This window comes from Bradyrhizobium sp. NBAIM03 (assembly GCF_020194055.1).
GTDB classification, from domain to species: domain Bacteria; phylum Pseudomonadota; class Alphaproteobacteria; order Rhizobiales; family Xanthobacteraceae; genus Bradyrhizobium; species Bradyrhizobium yuanmingense.
The window spans coordinates 37315-53771 of sequence record NZ_JADYVS010000038.1; the positions used below are offsets into that span (position 1 = coordinate 37315).

At 65.6% G+C, this 16457-nt stretch carries 16 protein-coding genes; 9 read left to right on the forward strand and 7 right to left on the reverse strand.

Going from position 1 to position 16457, the window contains the following annotated elements; genetic code table 11:
• Positions 1-49 precede the first annotated feature (49 nt).
• On the forward strand, positions 50-841 hold the full coding sequence (locus I6F21_RS34560) for a Bax inhibitor-1/YccA family protein (protein ID WP_036008808.1): 792 nt from the start codon (positions 50-52) through the stop codon (positions 839-841).
• Between the two features lie 250 nt (positions 842-1091).
• Positions 1092-1622 (forward strand): GNAT family N-acetyltransferase, encoded by a 531-nt coding sequence (locus I6F21_RS34565; RefSeq protein WP_036008811.1) that lies wholly within the window; start codon positions 1092-1094, stop codon positions 1620-1622.
• A gap of 147 nt (positions 1623-1769) precedes the next feature.
• Here the strand turns inward: I6F21_RS34565 and I6F21_RS34570 are convergent, their stop codons facing one another.
• The 3 genes from I6F21_RS34570 to acnA form a co-directional block, all read right to left on the reverse strand.
• Positions 1770-2141, reverse strand: coding sequence for a DUF2794 domain-containing protein (locus I6F21_RS34570; protein WP_036008814.1), 372 nt, complete (start codon positions 2139-2141; stop codon positions 1770-1772).
• A gap of 528 nt (positions 2142-2669) precedes the next feature.
• A complete protein-coding gene (locus I6F21_RS34575; RefSeq protein WP_057026569.1) occupies positions 2670-3446 on the reverse strand; it encodes a DUF1223 domain-containing protein in 777 nt (258 codons plus the stop codon).
• 231 nt (positions 3447-3677) lie between these two features.
• On the reverse strand, positions 3678-6398 hold the full coding sequence (acnA, locus tag I6F21_RS34580; RefSeq protein WP_225184111.1) for an aconitate hydratase AcnA: 2721 nt from the start codon (positions 6396-6398) through the stop codon (positions 3678-3680).
• A 241-nt stretch (positions 6399-6639) separates the two neighbouring features.
• Here acnA and ccmA point away from each other — a divergent pair, with 241 nt between their 5' ends.
• The 5 genes from ccmA to I6F21_RS34605 all read left to right on the forward strand — a co-directional run bounded on the left by ccmA (position 6640) and on the right by I6F21_RS34605 (position 9801).
• The gene (ccmA, locus tag I6F21_RS34585) at positions 6640-7242 is read left to right on the forward strand and encodes a heme ABC exporter ATP-binding protein CcmA (protein WP_225184117.1); all 603 of its coding nucleotides are present in this window, start codon (positions 6640-6642) and stop codon (positions 7240-7242) included.
• A gap of 235 nt (positions 7243-7477) precedes the next feature.
• Positions 7478-8146 carry a heme exporter protein CcmB gene (gene ccmB, locus I6F21_RS34590; RefSeq protein ID WP_025032861.1) on the forward strand — a complete coding sequence of 223 codons (669 nt, stop codon included), beginning with the start codon at positions 7478-7480 and terminating at the stop codon, positions 8144-8146.
• Between the two features lie 91 nt (positions 8147-8237).
• Positions 8238-9029 (forward strand): heme ABC transporter permease, encoded by a 792-nt coding sequence (locus I6F21_RS34595; RefSeq protein ID WP_225184112.1) that lies wholly within the window; start codon positions 8238-8240, stop codon positions 9027-9029.
• On the forward strand, positions 9026-9211 hold the full coding sequence (ccmD, locus tag I6F21_RS34600; protein ID WP_225184113.1) for a heme exporter protein CcmD: 186 nt from the start codon (positions 9026-9028) through the stop codon (positions 9209-9211). Before I6F21_RS34595 ends, ccmD begins: the two co-directional genes overlap by 4 nt.
• On the forward strand, positions 9208-9801 hold the full coding sequence (locus I6F21_RS34605) for a DsbE family thiol:disulfide interchange protein (protein ID WP_036008843.1): 594 nt from the start codon (positions 9208-9210) through the stop codon (positions 9799-9801). The genes ccmD and I6F21_RS34605 overlap by 4 nt, the downstream gene beginning before the upstream one ends.
• Before the next feature lie 165 nt (positions 9802-9966).
• Here the strand turns inward: I6F21_RS34605 and I6F21_RS34610 are convergent, their stop codons facing one another.
• Complete coding sequence (locus I6F21_RS34610; protein WP_225138552.1) at positions 9967-10569, reverse strand: septation protein A; 603 nt, start codon at positions 10567-10569, stop codon at positions 9967-9969.
• Positions 10570-10691: 122 nt separating this feature from the next.
• Positions 10692-11636, reverse strand: a complete 945-nt coding sequence (gene ftsY, locus I6F21_RS34615) for a signal recognition particle-docking protein FtsY (RefSeq protein ID WP_036008849.1) — start codon at positions 11634-11636, stop codon at positions 10692-10694.
• Between the two features lie 75 nt (positions 11637-11711).
• On the opposite strand from ftsY, the gene I6F21_RS34620 reads away from it, so the two are divergent.
• Both I6F21_RS34620 and I6F21_RS34625 read left to right on the forward strand, forming a co-directional pair.
• A complete protein-coding gene (locus I6F21_RS34620) occupies positions 11712-12395 on the forward strand; it encodes an RNA pseudouridine synthase (protein ID WP_193760611.1) in 684 nt (227 codons plus the stop codon).
• 248 nt (positions 12396-12643) lie between these two features.
• Positions 12644-13753: a DUF2336 domain-containing protein gene (locus I6F21_RS34625; protein WP_225184114.1), complete on the forward strand. Its 1110-nt coding sequence runs from the start codon at positions 12644-12646 to the stop codon at positions 13751-13753.
• Positions 13754-13920: 167 nt separating this feature from the next.
• On the opposite strand, the gene mtaB is transcribed toward I6F21_RS34625, so the two are convergent.
• Together mtaB and dapF are read right to left on the reverse strand one after the other, a co-directional pair.
• Positions 13921-15174 carry a tRNA (N(6)-L-threonylcarbamoyladenosine(37)-C(2))-methylthiotransferase MtaB gene (gene mtaB, locus I6F21_RS34630; RefSeq protein ID WP_225184115.1) on the reverse strand — a complete coding sequence of 418 codons (1254 nt, stop codon included), beginning with the start codon at positions 15172-15174 and terminating at the stop codon, positions 13921-13923.
• Positions 15174-16049, reverse strand: a complete 876-nt coding sequence (gene dapF / locus I6F21_RS34635) for a diaminopimelate epimerase (RefSeq protein WP_225184116.1) — start codon at positions 16047-16049, stop codon at positions 15174-15176. The genes mtaB and dapF overlap by 1 nt, the downstream gene beginning before the upstream one ends.
• Positions 16050-16457: the final 408 nt, after the last annotated feature.

Consider the following 16457-nt stretch of genomic DNA (forward strand, 5'->3'; position numbering starts at 1 on the left):
GGCATGGCGACCCTCGTGCCGGACCGGACCAACCAACGGGAATTCGACCATGTCGGACCTAGACCGTAACTACGCTTCTCCTTTCGGCAGGGCCGCCGGGCGTGTTGACGCCGCGACGGTCGATGCCGGCCTGCGCGCCTATATGCTGCGCATCTACAACTACATGAGCATTGGCCTGGCCATCACCGGCCTTGCCGCGCTCGGCGTCTACATGGCCGCCGTGACCGACGTTCCGACGGCGGACGCCGTCCGCGTCGGCAAGGTGTTCCTGACGCCGTTCGGCTACGCCATGTTCGTCAGCCCCCTGAAGTGGCTGTTCATCCTGGCGCCGCTCGCGATGGTGTTCGTGATCTCGGCAGGCATCAATCGTCTGGCACCCTCGACCGCCCAGATCCTGTTCTGGGTGTTCGCGGCGCTGATGGGCATCTCGCTGTCGTCGATCTTCCTGGTGTTCACGCACACCTCGATCGTGCGGGTGTTCTTCATCACCGCGGCGACCTTCGGTGCGCTGAGCCTCTACGGCTACACCACCAAGCGTGACCTGACCGGCATGGGCTCGTTCCTATTCATGGGCCTGATCGGCATCGTTCTCGCCAGCCTGGTGAACCTGTTCCTGGCCAGCTCGATGCTGCAGTTCATCGTGTCGGTGGTCGGCGTGCTGGTGTTCTCGGGCCTGACCGCCTGGGATACCCAGCGGCTGAAGAACGACTACATCTACGGCTATGCCTCGGCCGGCGGTGACGTCGCAGAGCGTTCGGCCATCACCGGCGCACTGTCGCTGTACCTGAACTTCATCAACCTGTTCACGCTGCTGCTGCAGCTCCTCGGCCAGCGCGAGTAAGCTCTGAGACGAGAGAACGGACACGAACCCCGGCCGAAAGGCCGGGGTTTTTGTTTTGAGGGTACGGCCTCTCCCCGTCATTGCGAGGAGCTCGCGACAAAATTGCGCAGCAATTTTGCGCCGATGCGACGACGCAATCCAGAGCCCCTCCGCAGATGCATTTCTGGATTGCTTCGCTGCGCTCGCAATGACGGGTGTGGAGGCAGCGCAGCCTCTTCCGGCCCCTCAGGGAACGCTCTATCCTTCCCCCATGTCCGCACCCGATATCAGGCCCACCACCGAGGCCGACCTCCCCGCCGTCACCGCCATCTACCAGCAGGCCGTCCGCGAGGGCACGGCGACGTTCGAGCTGGAGCCGCCCGACCTCTCGGAAATGACGCGCCGCTATCGCGCGCTGATCGACGGCGGCTATCCCTATTTCGTCGCCATGCTGGACGGCCGCGTGGCCGGCTATGCCTATGCCGGCGCCTACCGGCCGCGGCCCGCCTATCGCTTCACGGTGGAGAACTCGATCTATCTCGATCCGTCCTTCCACCGCCGCGGCGTCGGCTCAATGCTGCTGGAACGGCTGATCGTCGAATGCGAAGCGCGCGGCTTTCGCCAGATGATCGCTGTCATCGGCGATTCCGCCAATGCCGGGTCGATCGGCGTGCACACAAGGTGCGGCTTCAAGATGATCGGCACGCATCCCAGTGTCGGGCTGAAATTCGGCCGCTGGCTGGACACCGTGATGATGCAGCGCGACCTCGGCGAGGGCGCAAGCACGGTGCCGGGGAAGTAGTTCATCCGTCATTCCGGGGCGATGCGCAGCATCGAACCCGGAATCCATTGAACGGCAGGGGCGGTGGAGGGATGGATTCTCGGGTGCGCAATTGCGCACCATAGCTCGCGACTTCGTCGCGCCCCGGAATGACGATCGATGGTTGGTCTACACCACCGCCAATTTGCGATCGATCACCAGCAGCACCCGCTCGAGCTCGTGGCCGCGACGCAGGATCAGGCCGGTCGCCGAGATCACGCTGTACATGCCCTGCTTGCGCGCCAGGCGCGGGTCCTTCTCGATGCGATAGATCGGCACTTCCGAGGCGCGGCGATAGACCGAGAACACGGCGCGGTCCTTCAGGAAGTCGATGGCATAGTCGCGCCATTCGCCGTCGGCGACCATGCGGCCGTAGAGATTGAGAATCCGGTGCAGCTCGAGCCGGTTGAACGTCACCCGGTTCGGCTGCGCATGCGCCGCGGCAGGACGCGCCGCCGCGCGCTGCTCGCTCGGATCGGCATCCTCCGACGTCAGACTCATGGGAAGCGCCTCCTCATCGCACGGCTACCCGCGTCCGCCAAGATCGTCCCGGAACCGCGTTCGTGACAATTGCATGATTGCGCCAACCGTTCCGCATCGCAAGGGGCTCGACCTATCGAATCGGCGTCGCATAAGGGCACACGCAAGGGTGGAACTCCGTCGCGGCAAACCGTCACGGGATCGTTAGCAGGAATCATAGTATCGCCGCTTTTCCGCCAACCGCCTGCCGCCCTGCACTGCGAAAAGGGTGACGTGCGTTGACCCGGTCCTTTCGGTTCCGGATTCCTCAGCCCCCAGCCCCCCGGGGTCGAACAGGATCGGGTCTGTACGCACGACAAGGAGGGCCAACGCAAGTTGGTCCTTTTTTGTTTGTGCCGAGATGTTTCCGGGTCCGCCGTCATTCCCGGGCGCGCGAAGCGCGAGCCCGGAATCCATTTACCATCACAAGCTGAGAAATGGATTCCGGGTTCGCGCCAAGAGGCGCGCCCCGGAATGACGAGCATCAATTGCTGAGACGTTCTGCCTGCTTCAATGCAGCGACGTGTAGGCCGCACCCAGCATCGGGCCCGGTCGCTCGCGGCTGCCGTCCTGGACGTAGACCACCGCGCCGTCGACGCCGTCGCGCGTGAGGTTCTCGATCGGCACCGTCCAGCTCTCCGGACGGCCGGTCCAGTCGCCGACCTTGAGCAGGCTGCGCACCACGTTGTGATAGGTGACCTGCTGCCCCTTGTTCTCGCCGCGGGTGATCGCGATCGGCACCGACTTCGCGATCGAGCAGATCCAGACCTCTCCGCGCGAGACCGTGGGCTCCTTGCTTGCGGCGACCGACACGTTGATCTGCTTGCCCGAGAGCGACATCGTCACCGGCACGCTCATCACGCCAGTGCCCTTGTCGGTCTTGCCGATCGCGTTCTCGATGCCGGTGCGATCGCTGCCGATGACATGGGTGGAGCCGTTGACCACGACCTGCGGCGTGTAGACCTCGCGGTCGCCGCGCATGCGCGAATAGGCACGCTGCCGTGCAGAGAAGCGCGAATCCGCCAGTGTGTCCTTCCAGCCGAGATAGTCCCAATAATCGATCGGCATGCTCAGCGCGATGACGGAGGGGTCCTTGGAGAGATCGCCGATGATCTGGTCGGCGGGCGGGCAGGAGGAGCAGCCCTGCGAGGTGAACAATTCGACGACGGCGCGGGGTTCAGCTTCGGCAGGACGAATGACGGCGATGATCGCACATATGCCGAGAGCTCCCGACCAGAGGGCGCCGGACCAACGTGGAATCAGATGGGAAGCCGTCATTGTCGTCATGTCGAACGCCGCACACCGTTGCTCTCAGGGGGAAATCTTATCGCCGGATGGTCACCGTAGTCTTACGGGGCGCGGTACATTCATCCATCCGGGCCACCGTCCAAAGGGAGGTTTTCCGCCGGGCGGGCCCATCTGAAGCGTACCGCAAACGCGCGAAGGCGGCCTTTGATAGGCCGCCTTCGTTAAGGCTTCTACTCACTTCGCAGTGAGCCATCATTCACAAATCCGCGTTTACGCCGCGAGCTTGCGCAGCACGTAGTGCAGGATGCCGCCGTTGCGGTAGTAGTCGAGCTCGTCCAGCGTATCGATGCGGCAGAGCAGCGAAACGCGCTGCAGCGAACCGTCGCCGGAGACGATCTCCGCGGTCAGCTTCTGGCGCGGCTTGAGGTCGCCGACGAGGCCGCGGATGGTCACCTTCTCGTCGCCCTTCAGCCCAAGCGACTGCCAGGAGGTGCCTTCCTCGAAGGTCAGCGGCAGCACGCCCATGCCGACCAGGTTGGAGCGGTGGATGCGCTCGAAGCTCTGGCAGATCACGGCGCGCACGCCGAGCAGGCGCGTGCCCTTGGCGGCCCAGTCGCGCGAGGAGCCATTGCCGTACTCGGCACCCGCGAACACCACCAGCGGCACCTTCTCTTCCTGGTACTTCATCGCGGCGTCGTAGATCGACATCTGCTCGCCGTCGGGCCAGTGCTTGGTCAGGCCGCCCTCGGGGATGTTTCCGTCCGCGCCCTTCAGCATGAAGTTCTTGATGCGGATGTTGGCGAAGGTGCCGCGCATCATCACTTCATGGTTGCCGCGACGCGTGCCGTACTGGTTGAAGTCGGCCGGACGCACCTGGTGCTCGCTGAGATATTTGCCGGCGGGCGAGGTGAGCTTGATCGAGCCGGCCGGCGAGATGTGGTCGGTGGTGATCTTGTCGCCGAACATGGCGAGGATGCGCGCCTCGACGATGTCGGTGACCGGCTCCGGCTCCTTCTTCATGCCTTCGAAGTAGGGCGGGTTCTGCACATAGGTCGAAGACATGTTCCAGCGATAGGTCTCACTCTCGACCGTCTTGATCTTGCGCCAGTTGGTGTCGCCCTTGAACACGTCGGCATACTTCTTCTTGAAGATCGACGCGGTCACGAACTTCTTCATGAAGGCGTTGATCTCCTTGGTCGTCGGCCAGATGTCCTTCAGGTACACCGGCTTGCCGTCCTTGCCCTCGCCGAGCGGCTCGGTGGCGAGGTTCTTGGTGACGCTGCCCGCGAGCGCGTAGGCGACCACCAGCGGCGGCGAGGCCAGGTAGTTCGCCTGCACATCCGGCGAAACGCGGCCTTCGAAGTTGCGGTTGCCGGAGAGCACGGCGGCCGCGACGACGCCGTTGTCGTTGATCGACTTCGAGATCTCCTCAGGCAGCGGACCGGAATTGCCGATGCAGGTGGTGCAGCCGAAGCCGACCAGGTTGAATCCGACCTTGTCGAGATCGGGCTGCAGACCGGAATTGGCGAGATATTCCGCGACCACCTGGCTGCCCGGCGCGAGCGAAGTCTTCACCCACGGCTTGGCCTTGAGACCCTTCGCAGCCGCATTGCGCGCGAGCAGGCCGGCACCGATGAGCACGCTCGGGTTCGAGGTGTTGGTGCAGGAGGTGATCGCAGCGATCACGACGTCGCCATGGCCGATGTCGAAGTTCTTGCCTTCGACGGAGAAACGCTTGGCCGGCTCCTCGGCCTTCTTGTACTCGCTGGCAAGCGCGAGCGAGAAGCCGTCCGCGACGGTGGGCAGCGCGATGCGGCCTTCGGGACGCTTCGGGCCTGCCATCGACGGCACGACGTCGCCGAGGTCGAGGGTCAGCGTTTCCGTGAACACGGGGTCGGGCGACTTGGCGGTGCGGAACAGGCCCTGCGCCTTGGCATAGGCCTGCACCAGCGCGACTCGGGCCGAGGCACGGCCGGAGGTCTTGAGATAATCGAGCGCGGCGGCATCGACCGGGAAGAAGCCGCAGGTCGCGCCGTATTCGGGCGCCATGTTGGCGATCGTCGCCTTGTCGGCGACCGAGAGGTGGTCGAGGCCGGGGCCGAAGAACTCGACGAACTTGCCGACCACGCCGAGCTTGCGCAGCATCTGCGTCACGGTGAGTACGAGGTCGGTCGCGGTGACGCCTTCCTTCAGCGCGCCCTTCAGCTTGAAGCCGACGACGTTGGGCAGCAGCATCGACAGCGGCTGGCCGAGCATGCAGGCTTCCGCCTCGATGCCGCCGACGCCCCAGCCGAGCACGGCAAGGCCGTTGACCATGGTGGTGTGCGAATCGGTGCCGACCAGCGAATCGGGATAGGCCACCTCGAAGGTGCCGGTCTTCTTGCCGACGGTCATCTTCTCCTTCTTGGTCCAGACCGTCTGGGCCAGATATTCGAGATTGACCTGGTGGCAGATGCCGGTGCCGGGCGGCACGACGGAGAAGTTCGAGAACGCCTTCTGGCCCCACTTCAGGAACTCGTAGCGCTCCTGGTTCTGCTTGTATTCCTCGGTGACGTTCTTGCCGAAAGCCTTGTTGTCGCCGAAGAAGTTCACGATCACGGAATGGTCAATGACGAGATCGACGGGCACCAAGGGGTTGATCTTCTCAGGCTCGCCACCGAGCTTCTGCATCGCGTTGCGCATCGCGGCGAGGTCGACCACCGCGGGCACGCCGGTGAAGTCCTGCATCAGCACCCGCGCCGGGCGGAAGGCGATCTCATGCTCCAGCGACTTCTTGCGCAGCCATTTCGACACCGCGACGATGTCTTCCTTCTTGACCGAACGGCCATCCTCGTTGCGCAGCAAATTCTCGAGCAGGACCTTCATCGAGTAGGGAAGTTTCGAAATTCCCTTCAGACCATTCTTCTCGGCGGTGGGCAGGCTGTAATAGACATAGGTCTTGGCGCCGACCTTGAGAGTCTTTTTGCATTTGAAGCTGTCGAGCGAGGTCATGTAGGAGATCCCAATTGCTAGTTATACCCGGCAGGGTATTTTAACACCGTCAGCGTATCAGGCTGGGCCGCTTGCAGGGGCAGGTTGAGTTGCTGCATCAAGTAGTTCCGGGCTTATAGAAGCTTTCTAACCGCGCCGCCACAGCCACTATCGTGCCGCAGCAATTCGCGAGCCAAAAATTCCCATGCGCTACCCCAAGATTTCCTGAGGCCCGGCTGTGAGCGGACTGAACCAAGGCGACATGCGGCTGTCAGGTCACGGGCTGAGATGCGTGCGGGGCGGGCGCGAGGTGTTCGCCGGGCTCGATTTCGCGGCCGGGTCGGGCGAGGCCGTGGCTGTGGTCGGCCGCAATGGATCGGGCAAGACCTCGCTGCTGCGGCTGATCGCGGGCCTGCTCGTTCCGGCCGGCGGGACGATCGCGCTGGAGGGGGGCCATAGTGAGCTGACCCTGGCGGAGCAGTGCCACTATCTCGGCCATCGCGATGCCCTGAAGCCGGCGCTGAGCGTGGCCGAAAACCTGACGTTTTGGGCTGATTTTCTCGGCGGCGAGCGTTTCGATGCCGTCGAGAGCCTTGCCAAGGTGGGGCTCGACCACGCCATCCATCTGCCCGCCGGATTCCTGTCCGCGGGACAGCGCCGCCGGCTCTCGCTGGCGCGGCTGCTGACCGTCCGCCGCCCGGTCTGGCTCCTGGATGAGCCGACCAATGCGCTTGATGTCGCCGGTCAGGACATGTTCGCCGGCCTGATGCGCGAGCATCTTGCTTCCGGCGGCATGATCGTCGCGGCGACGCATGCCCCGCTCGGCATCGAATCGCGGGAGCTGCGGATCGGAGGTGTGGCGTGAAGTTCAGGCACCCTCAGTTTTCCAAGCGGCCGCGCGCTGCTCTCCCCGTTCCCTCGCCTCTCCCGCGTACGGGAGAGGCGGGCGCGGAGCGCCGGGAGAGGGTTCTCTCCTCTGGGGGAGTCGTCGTTGTCGAGACACCCTCTCCCCACCCCTCCCCCGCAGGCGGGGGAGGGAGCGCACCGCACCCGGAGCTCCAGCCCGGCTCCCACGTCCGCTCCGCCGGGAGAGCCGCCCCATGACCGCCCTTGCCGCCCTCATCCGCCGGGACATCCGCATCGCGCTCCGCGTCGGCGGCGGGGCCTTGATTGGCGTCTTGTTCTTCCTGACCGTGGTGGTGCTGATGCCGTTCGCGGTCGGGCCGGATTTGGCGCTGCTGTCGCGGCTGGGACCTGCGATCCTCTGGCTCGGCGCCCTGCTCGCGAGCCTGCTGACCCTCGACCGGCTGTTCATGGCCGACCATGAGGACGGCTCGCTTGACCTGATCACGATGAGCCGGACGCCGCTGGAACTCGCCTGCGCCGCCAAGGCGCTGGCGCATTGGCTCGCCGCCGGCCTGCCGCTGATTGTCGCAACCCCCGTGCTCGGCCTGTTGCTCAACCTCGACATGATCGCCACGGCCGCGGTGGCGCTGACGCTGCTGGCGGGCACTCCGGCGCTGACCTTCACCGGCATGATCGGCGCGGCGCTGGCGGTGACGCTGCATCGCGGCGGGCTGTTGATGGCGGTGCTGGTGCTGCCGCTGTCGATTCCCGTGCTGATTTTCGGCGTTGCGGCCTCGCAGGCGGTGATCGTCGGTCCCATGACCTTCGGCGCGCCGTTCTCGATCCTGTGCGCACTGTCGCTGGTCAGCCTCGTGATCGGCCCGTTCGCGGCCGCAGCAAGCCTGCGGCATGGCCTCGACTGAGATGGGCTCGACGGACCTTGACCCGGATCAACTTTCGCGACGGGCTTTCGTGCTGATTGCCTGAGCGGCCCCCGGTGATTATCAGGATACCATGACGCTGATCGACCTCGCCAACCCCACGCGGTTCCTCGCGCTGACAGCGCGGGTGTTGCCGTGGCTGGCGGCCGCGACAATCATCCTGCTCACGATCGGTCTCTATCAAGCTGCGCTCGCGCCCGACGACTATCAGCAGGGCGCGACCGTCAAGATCATGTTCATCCACGTGCCCAATGCCTGGCTGTCGATGTTCGTGTGGGGCGTGATGAGCATCGCATCGTTGGGCACGCTGGTGTGGCGGCATCCGCTCGCCGACGTCGCCGCCAAGGCCGCAGCTCCGATCGGCGCCGCCTTCACCTTCCTCGCGCTGCTCACGGGCTCGCTCTGGGGCCGGCCGATGTGGGGCACCTATTGGGAGTGGGACGCGCGGCTGACCTCGGTGCTGATCCTGTTCCTGATGTATCTCGGCCTGATGGCGCTGTGGCGCGCCGTCGACGATCCCTCGCGTGCAGCGCGCGCCGCCGCGGTGGTGACCTTGGTCGGCGCGATCAACCTGCCGATCATCAAGTTCTCGGTCGATTGGTGGAACACGCTGCACCAGCCCGCCTCGGTGATGCGCATGGGCGGCTCGGCGCTGGACAAGTCGTTCCTGATTCCGCTGCTGGTGATGGCGGTCGCCTTCACGCTGCTGTTCGTCACGCTGCACCTGGCCGCGATGCGCAACGAGATTTTGCGCCGCCGTGTCCGCTCGCTGCAGATGATGCAGGCCAGCCGCATGGCGTTTTCGAGCGACATGGCCGCCGGTTCGCGTGAAGACAACGCGTCCAAAGAAGCTGGGGCTGCATGACGATGTCGCTCGGTCCTTATGCCTCTTTCATCGTGGCGTCTTACGCAGCTGTCGCCCTCGTGGTCGCGATCCTGATCGGCTGGGTCATGCTCGATTATCGCAGCCAGACGCAGCGCCTGCGCGAGCTGGAGCAGCGCGGCATCACCCGCCCGTCGGGCCGCAGCGCGACGGAGCTGCGATGAGCGATCAGCCTGCCTCCGCTTCGCCGCAGCGCCGCACCTTCCTGGTGATGCTGCCGCTGATCGTCTTCATCGGCCTAGCGCTTTTGTTCTGGTTCCGGCTCGGGAGTGGCGATCCCTCGCGGATTCCGTCCGCGCTGATCGGCCGGCCCGCACCGCAAACCGTGCTGCCGCCGCTCCAGGGATTGCAAGAGAATGGCACGCAGGTGCCGGGACTCGATCCGGCTGCGTTCAAGGGCAAGGTCAGCCTCGTCAACGTCTGGGCGTCCTGGTGCGTGCCCTGCCATGACGAAGCGCCGCTTTTGACCGAAATGGCAAAAGACAAGCGCTTCCAGCTGGTCGGCATCAACTACAAGGACGCCGCCGACAATGCGCGGCGCTTCCTCGGCCGCTACGGCAACCCGTTCGGCCACGTCGGCGTCGACGCCAACGGCCGCGCGTCGATCGAATGGGGCGTCTATGGCGTGCCGGAGACCTTCGTCGTCGGGCGCGAGGGCACCATCGTCTACAAGCTGGTCGGGCCGATCACGCCGCAAAATCTCAAGGCCGTGCTGATGCCGGAGCTGGAGAAGGCGCTGAAGGCAGGAAGCTGATGCCGCGCTCGTACCACACGCTCAACTGTCATCGCCCGACTTGATCGGGCGATCCAGTATTCCAGAGACGCCAGTCGTATACGGAGAAGCTGCGGCGTACTGGATGCCCCGGTCAAGCCGGGGCATGACAGCGGTATGTGGAGCGACGCTTCGCCTGTCCTTCGCCTAACCCTTGCTCACATCCCCCGCCTCGGCCTCGCTTCTCTCCAGCGAGACCGGCGCGAGATGATAGCGCTTGGTCAGCGGCATCTGTGCGATGGCGAAGATCATCGTGATCGGGGTGACGCCGAATACCTTGAAGTTCACCCAGAAATCCGTGCTCTGGGTGCGCCAGACGATCTCGTTCAGCACCGCCATTCCGGCGAAGAACAGCGCCCAGCGCAAGGTGAGGATGCGCCAGCCCTGCGGCGTCAGGTTGAACACCTGGTCGAACATCACGGCGATGAAGGAACGGCCGAACAACAGGCCACCGCCGAGGATCGCGGCGAACAGGCCGTAGATGATGGTCGGCTTGAGCTTGATGAAGGTCTCGTCGTGCAGCACCAGGGTCAGCGTGCCGAACACCAGCACGATCACGCCCGTGACGATCGCCATGATCGGGATGTGTCGCGTCACGATGTAGGAGGCGGCCATCGCGACCGCGATGGCCACCATGAAGGCGCCGGTCGCGGCGAACAGATTGAACTTCGCGTTGACGAAGAAGAACACGAGCAGCGGACCGAGCTCGGTCGCGAGCTTGAACAGCGGATGCGGCTGGGTCTTGTCCATTCTCTCTTCCGTATCTCCCATCCTTCGAGACGACCGCTTCGCGGTCTCCTCAGGATGAGGACCTCATGTGTGGCACGACCTCATCCTGAGGAGCCGCGCAAGCGGCGTCCCGAAGGATGACGCTATTCGATTCCGGCGATGGCGCGGGCGAAGTCGCGCGCGGTGAAGGGCGCGAGATCGTCGACGCCTTCGCCGACGCCGATGAAGTGCACCGGCAGCTTGAACTTCTCCGCGAGCGCCACCAGGATGCCGCCGCGCGCGGTGCCGTCGAGCTTGGTCATGACGAGGCCGGTGACCCCGGCGGTGCGATGGAAGGCCTCGACCTGCGACAGCGCATTCTGGCCGACGGTCGCATCCAGCACCAGCAGCACGGCATGCGGCGCAGTGTCATCCACCTTGCGGATCACGCGCACGACCTTCTCGAGCTCGTTCATCAGCTCGGCCTTGTTCTGCAAGCGGCCCGCGGTGTCGATCAGCAGCACGTCGACATTCTGCTCCTTCGCCGCGGTGAGCGCGTTGAAGGCGAGGCTTGCGGAATCCGAGCCCTGCGCGCCCGCGATGACGGGCGTCTTCGTCCGCTCGCCCCAGACCTTGAGCTGCTCGATGGCGGCGGCGCGAAACGTGTCGCCGGCGGCCAGCATCACCTTGCGGCCTTCGGAGGCGAATTTCTGCGACAGCTTGCCGATCGTGGTGGTCTTGCCGGAACCGTTGACGCCGACCACGAGAATGACGAACGGCTTTTTTGCCGCATCGATCACGAGCGGCTTTGCCACCGGCGACAGCACCTTCTCGACCTCGGTGGCGACGACGTCCTTGACCTCGTCCGCCGAGATCGCCTTGTCGTAGCGCCCCGTGCCGACGGCATCCGCAATGCGCACCGCGACCGACGTGCCGAGGTCGGCGCGCAGCAGCACGTCCTCGATGTCGTCGAGCATGGCGCGGTCGAGCTTGCGCTTGGTGACGAGGTCGGCGACCGCGGTCCCGAGCGAGGACGAGGTGCGCTTCAGCCCATTGGACAGGCGGCGCCACCAGCTCAGCTTGGGGGTCTCGGAGGTGGTATCGTTCATGGTGGCGTGTTAGCCGTTCCGGCCCGTAAACGAAAGCCTTGACCGAAAGTCCTGCGACTGCTCGATGTTCCCCAAATGACCGCCGATGAGATCTTGGCCCGCGTGCTCCATCGCGACGGCCTGATGCTGGTCATCGACAAGCCGGCCGGCCTGCCGGTGCATCGCGGCCCCAAGGGCGGCCCCAATCTGGAGGATTGCTTCGACGCGCTGCGTTTCGGCCTGCCGCGACCGCCGGTGCTGGCCCACCGGCTGGACAAGGACACCTCGGGCTGCCTCGTGCTCGGCCGCCACCGCAAGGCGACGGCATCGCTGGGCCTTTTGTTCAAGCACGGCAAGATCGGCAAAACCTACTGGACCGTGGTCGAAGGCGGCCCTGCCGAGGACGAAGGCACCATCGACATGCCGCTCGGCCGGCTCAATGCCGAACGCGGCTGGTGGCAGAAGCCGGATCCGGAAGGGCAGAAGGCGATCACGAACTGGAAGGTGATGGGCCGGGGCGACGGTTTCACCTGGCTTGCCATGGAACCGGTGACCGGCCGGACCCATCAATTGCGGGTGCATGCGGCCGCGAGCGGCTGGCCGATCTTCGGCGACAACATCTACGGCAACGGTCCGCGCTTCGGCGAGCCGCGCCTGCACCTGCATTCGCGCGAGATCGTGGTGCCGATCTCCCGGAACAAGGAGCCGGTCCGCGTGGTGGCGCCGGCCCCGCCGCATATGCACGAGAAGCTCCGGGCCTGCGGGTGGAAGGGCGAGTAGCCTCGTAGACCCTCATGGTGAGGAGGCGTCAGCGCCGTCTCGAGCCATAGAGGCCCCGCGCATCGCGGCCGTATCCATCCTTCGAGACGCCCGCTTCGCGGGCTCCTCGGGATGAGGAGCGGTGGTCGGTCGAGAAGCGGCTGTGCTCGGCTACCGTGCCATGGTTTACGAAACCTTCAGCGCTCGCCTCTAATGATAACGGTTGCTTAGAACAAGCTTCCGTAACCGCTCAGGACGAGCCGCGCGCGATGACCAATTCCGGGCTATCGATCATCGACGAGGTCGAATCCGCACTGCGGATCGGCTCGCCGGAAAAGGGCCTGGCGACGGCCCGGCGCGTCACCGAGCTGTTCCTCTCCTCCGCCGGCAATTTCGACGACGAGCAGATCGCGCTGTTCGACGACGTGCTCGAGCGCCTGATCGGCACCATCGAGCTGCGCGCCATCGCCGATGTGGCAGCGCGCGTGGCGCTGGCCGAGATCAGCGCGCAGCTGGCGCCGGTCGCGCAGGCGCCGCCGTCGGTGATCCGCCGCCTCGCCAACAATGACGAGATCCGCATCGCCGGCCCCGTGCTGCAGGAATCCGCGCGCCTCGACGACGGCGAGCTGGTGAAGATCGCATCAGCTAAGGGCGAGCCGCATCTGCTCGCGGTCGCCGGCCGCTGGTGGCTGAAGGAGATCGTCACCGACGCGCTGCTGGCGCGCCGCTACCCCAGCGTCAGCCGGCGGCTTGCGGCCAATCCCGGCGCGCGCGTCTCCGGAAAAGGGTTCGCCATCATCGTCGGCCAGGCCGAAAGCGACCCGGAGCTCGCGGTCAGCGTCGGCGTCCGCGTCGACCTCCCGTCGGAGCTGCGCCGCCAATTGCTGCGCTCGGCGACGGACGCCGTGCGCACCCGCCTGCTGTCGCGCGCCCCGCCGCATCTGTTCGAGGAAATCCAGAGCGCGATCGCCGCCGTCGCCATCGGCGCCGAACGCGAAATGTCGGCGGTGCGCGATTTCGAACGCGCCAAGCGCGCCATCGCCGGCCTCAAGGCCACCGGCCAGCTCGACGAGGCGACGTTGCTCGGCTTCGCCAGACAGCGGCGCTATGAGGAGACGGTGGCGGCGCTGGCGGCGTTGTCGGGATCGACGGTCGAGGTGATCCGACCGCTGATGCAGAGTCTCCGCGAGGACGGCCTGCTGGTGCCGTGCAAGGCCGCACAGCTCAGCTGGGAGACCACCATGGCCGTGCTCGAATGCCGTTTCGCGACAGGCGCGATGACGCCCGCGGACATCGCGAGGACACAGGGGCATTTTGCGAGAATGACGGCGGAGAACGCCAAGCGCACGCTGCGATTCTGGCAGGTCAGGGCGTCGTAGTTTTCCCTCTCCCCTTGCGGGAGAGGGTGGCTCGCCGCGAGAGCGGCGAGACGGGTGAGGGGTCTCTCTCCGCGCATGACCTCTCAATGCGATTGCGCGGATACAACCCCTCATCCGGCGCTTCGCGCCACCTTCTCCCACAAGGGGAGAAGGAAGAGAGCAGCTGCTTACGTCGTGAGCCGCTCGCCATCAATGCCAGCAATCTCCAGCCGCACGATGCTTCCCACCCGCTCGCCCGCAATCACCACCGGCAGATAGTGCTCCGTGCGGCCCTGCCCCTCGCTCTCGATCAGCACATCGCGCATCGCGCCGATCTCGGCTTGCAGCCGTTGCTGCAGCGCCGCCTCTCCTACCGCGCGCAGCCGCTTCGCACGCTCTTTAATGACCGGCCCCGCCACCTGCGGCATCCGCGCGGCGGGCGTGCCGGGCCGCGGCGAATAAGGGAAGACGTGCAGGAAGGTCAGTCCGCATTGCTCGACGAGGTCGAGCGAGCGCGAGAACATGTCCTCGGCCTCGGTCGGGAAGCCCGCGATGATGTCGGCGCCGAAGACGACATCGGGGCGCAGGCGGCGTACCTGCTCGCAGAAGCCAATCGCATCCTGCCGCGAATGCCGCCGCTTCATGCGCTTCAGGATCATGTCGTCGCCCGACTGCAGCGACAGGTGCAGGTGCGGCATCAGGCGCGCATCCTCCGCGATGGCATCGAGCAGGTCGTCATCGGCCTCGATCGAATCGATCGAGGAGATACGCAGGCGCTTGAGCTCGGGCACATGGCGCAGGATCTGCTTGGTCAGCAGGCCGAGCTTGGGCGCGCCGGGCAGGTCTGCGCCGTAGCTCGTGAGATCCACGCCGGTCAGCACGATCTCGGCATGGCCGCGCTCGACCAGGGTGCGCACCTGATCGACCACCGCGCCCATCGGCACCGAGCGCGAATTGCCGCGGCCGAACGGGATGATGCAGAAGGTGCAGCGATGATCGCAGCCGTTCTGCACCTGCACGAAGACGCGCGGCAGGCCGCTCGCATAGCCATCGACGAGGTGCGGCGCCATCTCCTTCACCGCCATGATGTCGCTGACGGCGATCTTCTCGCTGGCGCCAAGATCGAAAGCGTGGCGCGTCTCCCGCCACGCTTCGCCGCGCATCTTGTCGTCATTGCCGACGACGCGATCGACCTCGGCCATGCCCGCAAACATCGCAGCCTGCGTCTGCGCCGCGCAGCCGGTGACGACGATGCGCGCCTCGGGGCGCTCGCGCTTCAACTTGCGGATCGACTGGCGCGCCTGCGCCACCGCCTCGTTGGTGACGGCGCAGCTGTTGATGACGATGGTGTCGGAAAGCCCTGCGACTTCCGCCTTGCTGCGGATCACCTCGGCCTCGAAGGCGTTGAGGCGGCAGCCGAAGGTGACGATGTCGACGGCCATCAGGCGACCGGCGCGAACAGCGCCGGATCGAAGCTGCCCTCATATTCGAAGGTCGCGGTGCCCGTCATCAGCACGTGGTCGTCGCGCTCGCGCCATTCGATGCCGAGCTTGCCGCCGGGCAATGTGATCTCGACCTTGCGCTCGGCGCGCTTCAGCCGCGCGGCGGCGACCGCCGTGGCACAGGCCGCCGACCCGCACGCCTTGGTCAGGCCGGCGCCGCGCTCCCAGGTGCGGATCGTGATGTGCTCGCGATCGACGATATGGGCGAGCGTGATGTTGGCGCGCTCGGGGAAGATCGGATGGTTTTCCAAGAGCGGACCGAAGCGGCCGAGATCGTAGGCGTTGACGTCGTCGACCCAGAACACCGCGTGCGGATTGCCCATGCTCACCACTGAGGGCGAATGCAGAATGGGATTGTCGATCGGCCCGATCTGCAATTCGATGTAGCGGGTGTCGCGAAACTCTTCCGCCAGCGGAATGTCCTGCCAGCCGAACTTCGGCGCGCCCATATCCACTGTGTAGAGGTCGGGCGCCGGACCCTGCCAGGCATTGAGCAGGCCGGCGGCCGTCTCGAAGGTCGCACTGGTCTGCCCGGTCTTCTCGAAGATGCGGCGCACGACGCAGCGCATGCCGTTGCCGCAGGCACCGGCCTCCGAGCCGTCATTGTTGTAGATGCTGATGAAGGCCTCGGTGCCGTCGAGCCGCGGCCTCGAAAGCACCATGAGCTGGTCGTAAGCCACGCCGCCGTTCGCGGACGCGACGGCGCGGGCATCGTCCGGCGTGACCTTGGCCGCCGAATCGCGCAAGTCGACAACGACGATCTCGTTGCCGATGCCGTTCATCTTGGCAAATGCGTGGTTGGCCAGCGCGCTCATGAAAATTCCCGAATTTCGCCTGCCTTATATGGCGATCGTCGGCCGCTTGGCCAGTGATTTGCCACCCGGGTCGGGACATCGGGCAAGGTGCCTGCCATGACGCATCTGTCATGGGACGAATTCGGCGCTCGCGTGTTAGAACGGCGCGGTTCGCGCGAACCGGGACGCGCGGACGGGTTAAGGCCTTGGTGGGTAAGGCCTTGATGAATTGAGGCCCCGACGAAGTGGGCCTCGGGGAGAATAAAATGAACACTTTTCGTCGCCTCGCTTTGGCCGCGCTGATCCCGGCTGCGGCCTTGTCGCATGGGCTGTCAGGCGCTCTGGCGCAGACCGCGAGCCCGGCGCCGGCCGCATCGGCAAGTCCCTCGCCGGCCCCGTCGGCTTCGCCCGCCCCGGCTGCAAGTGCCT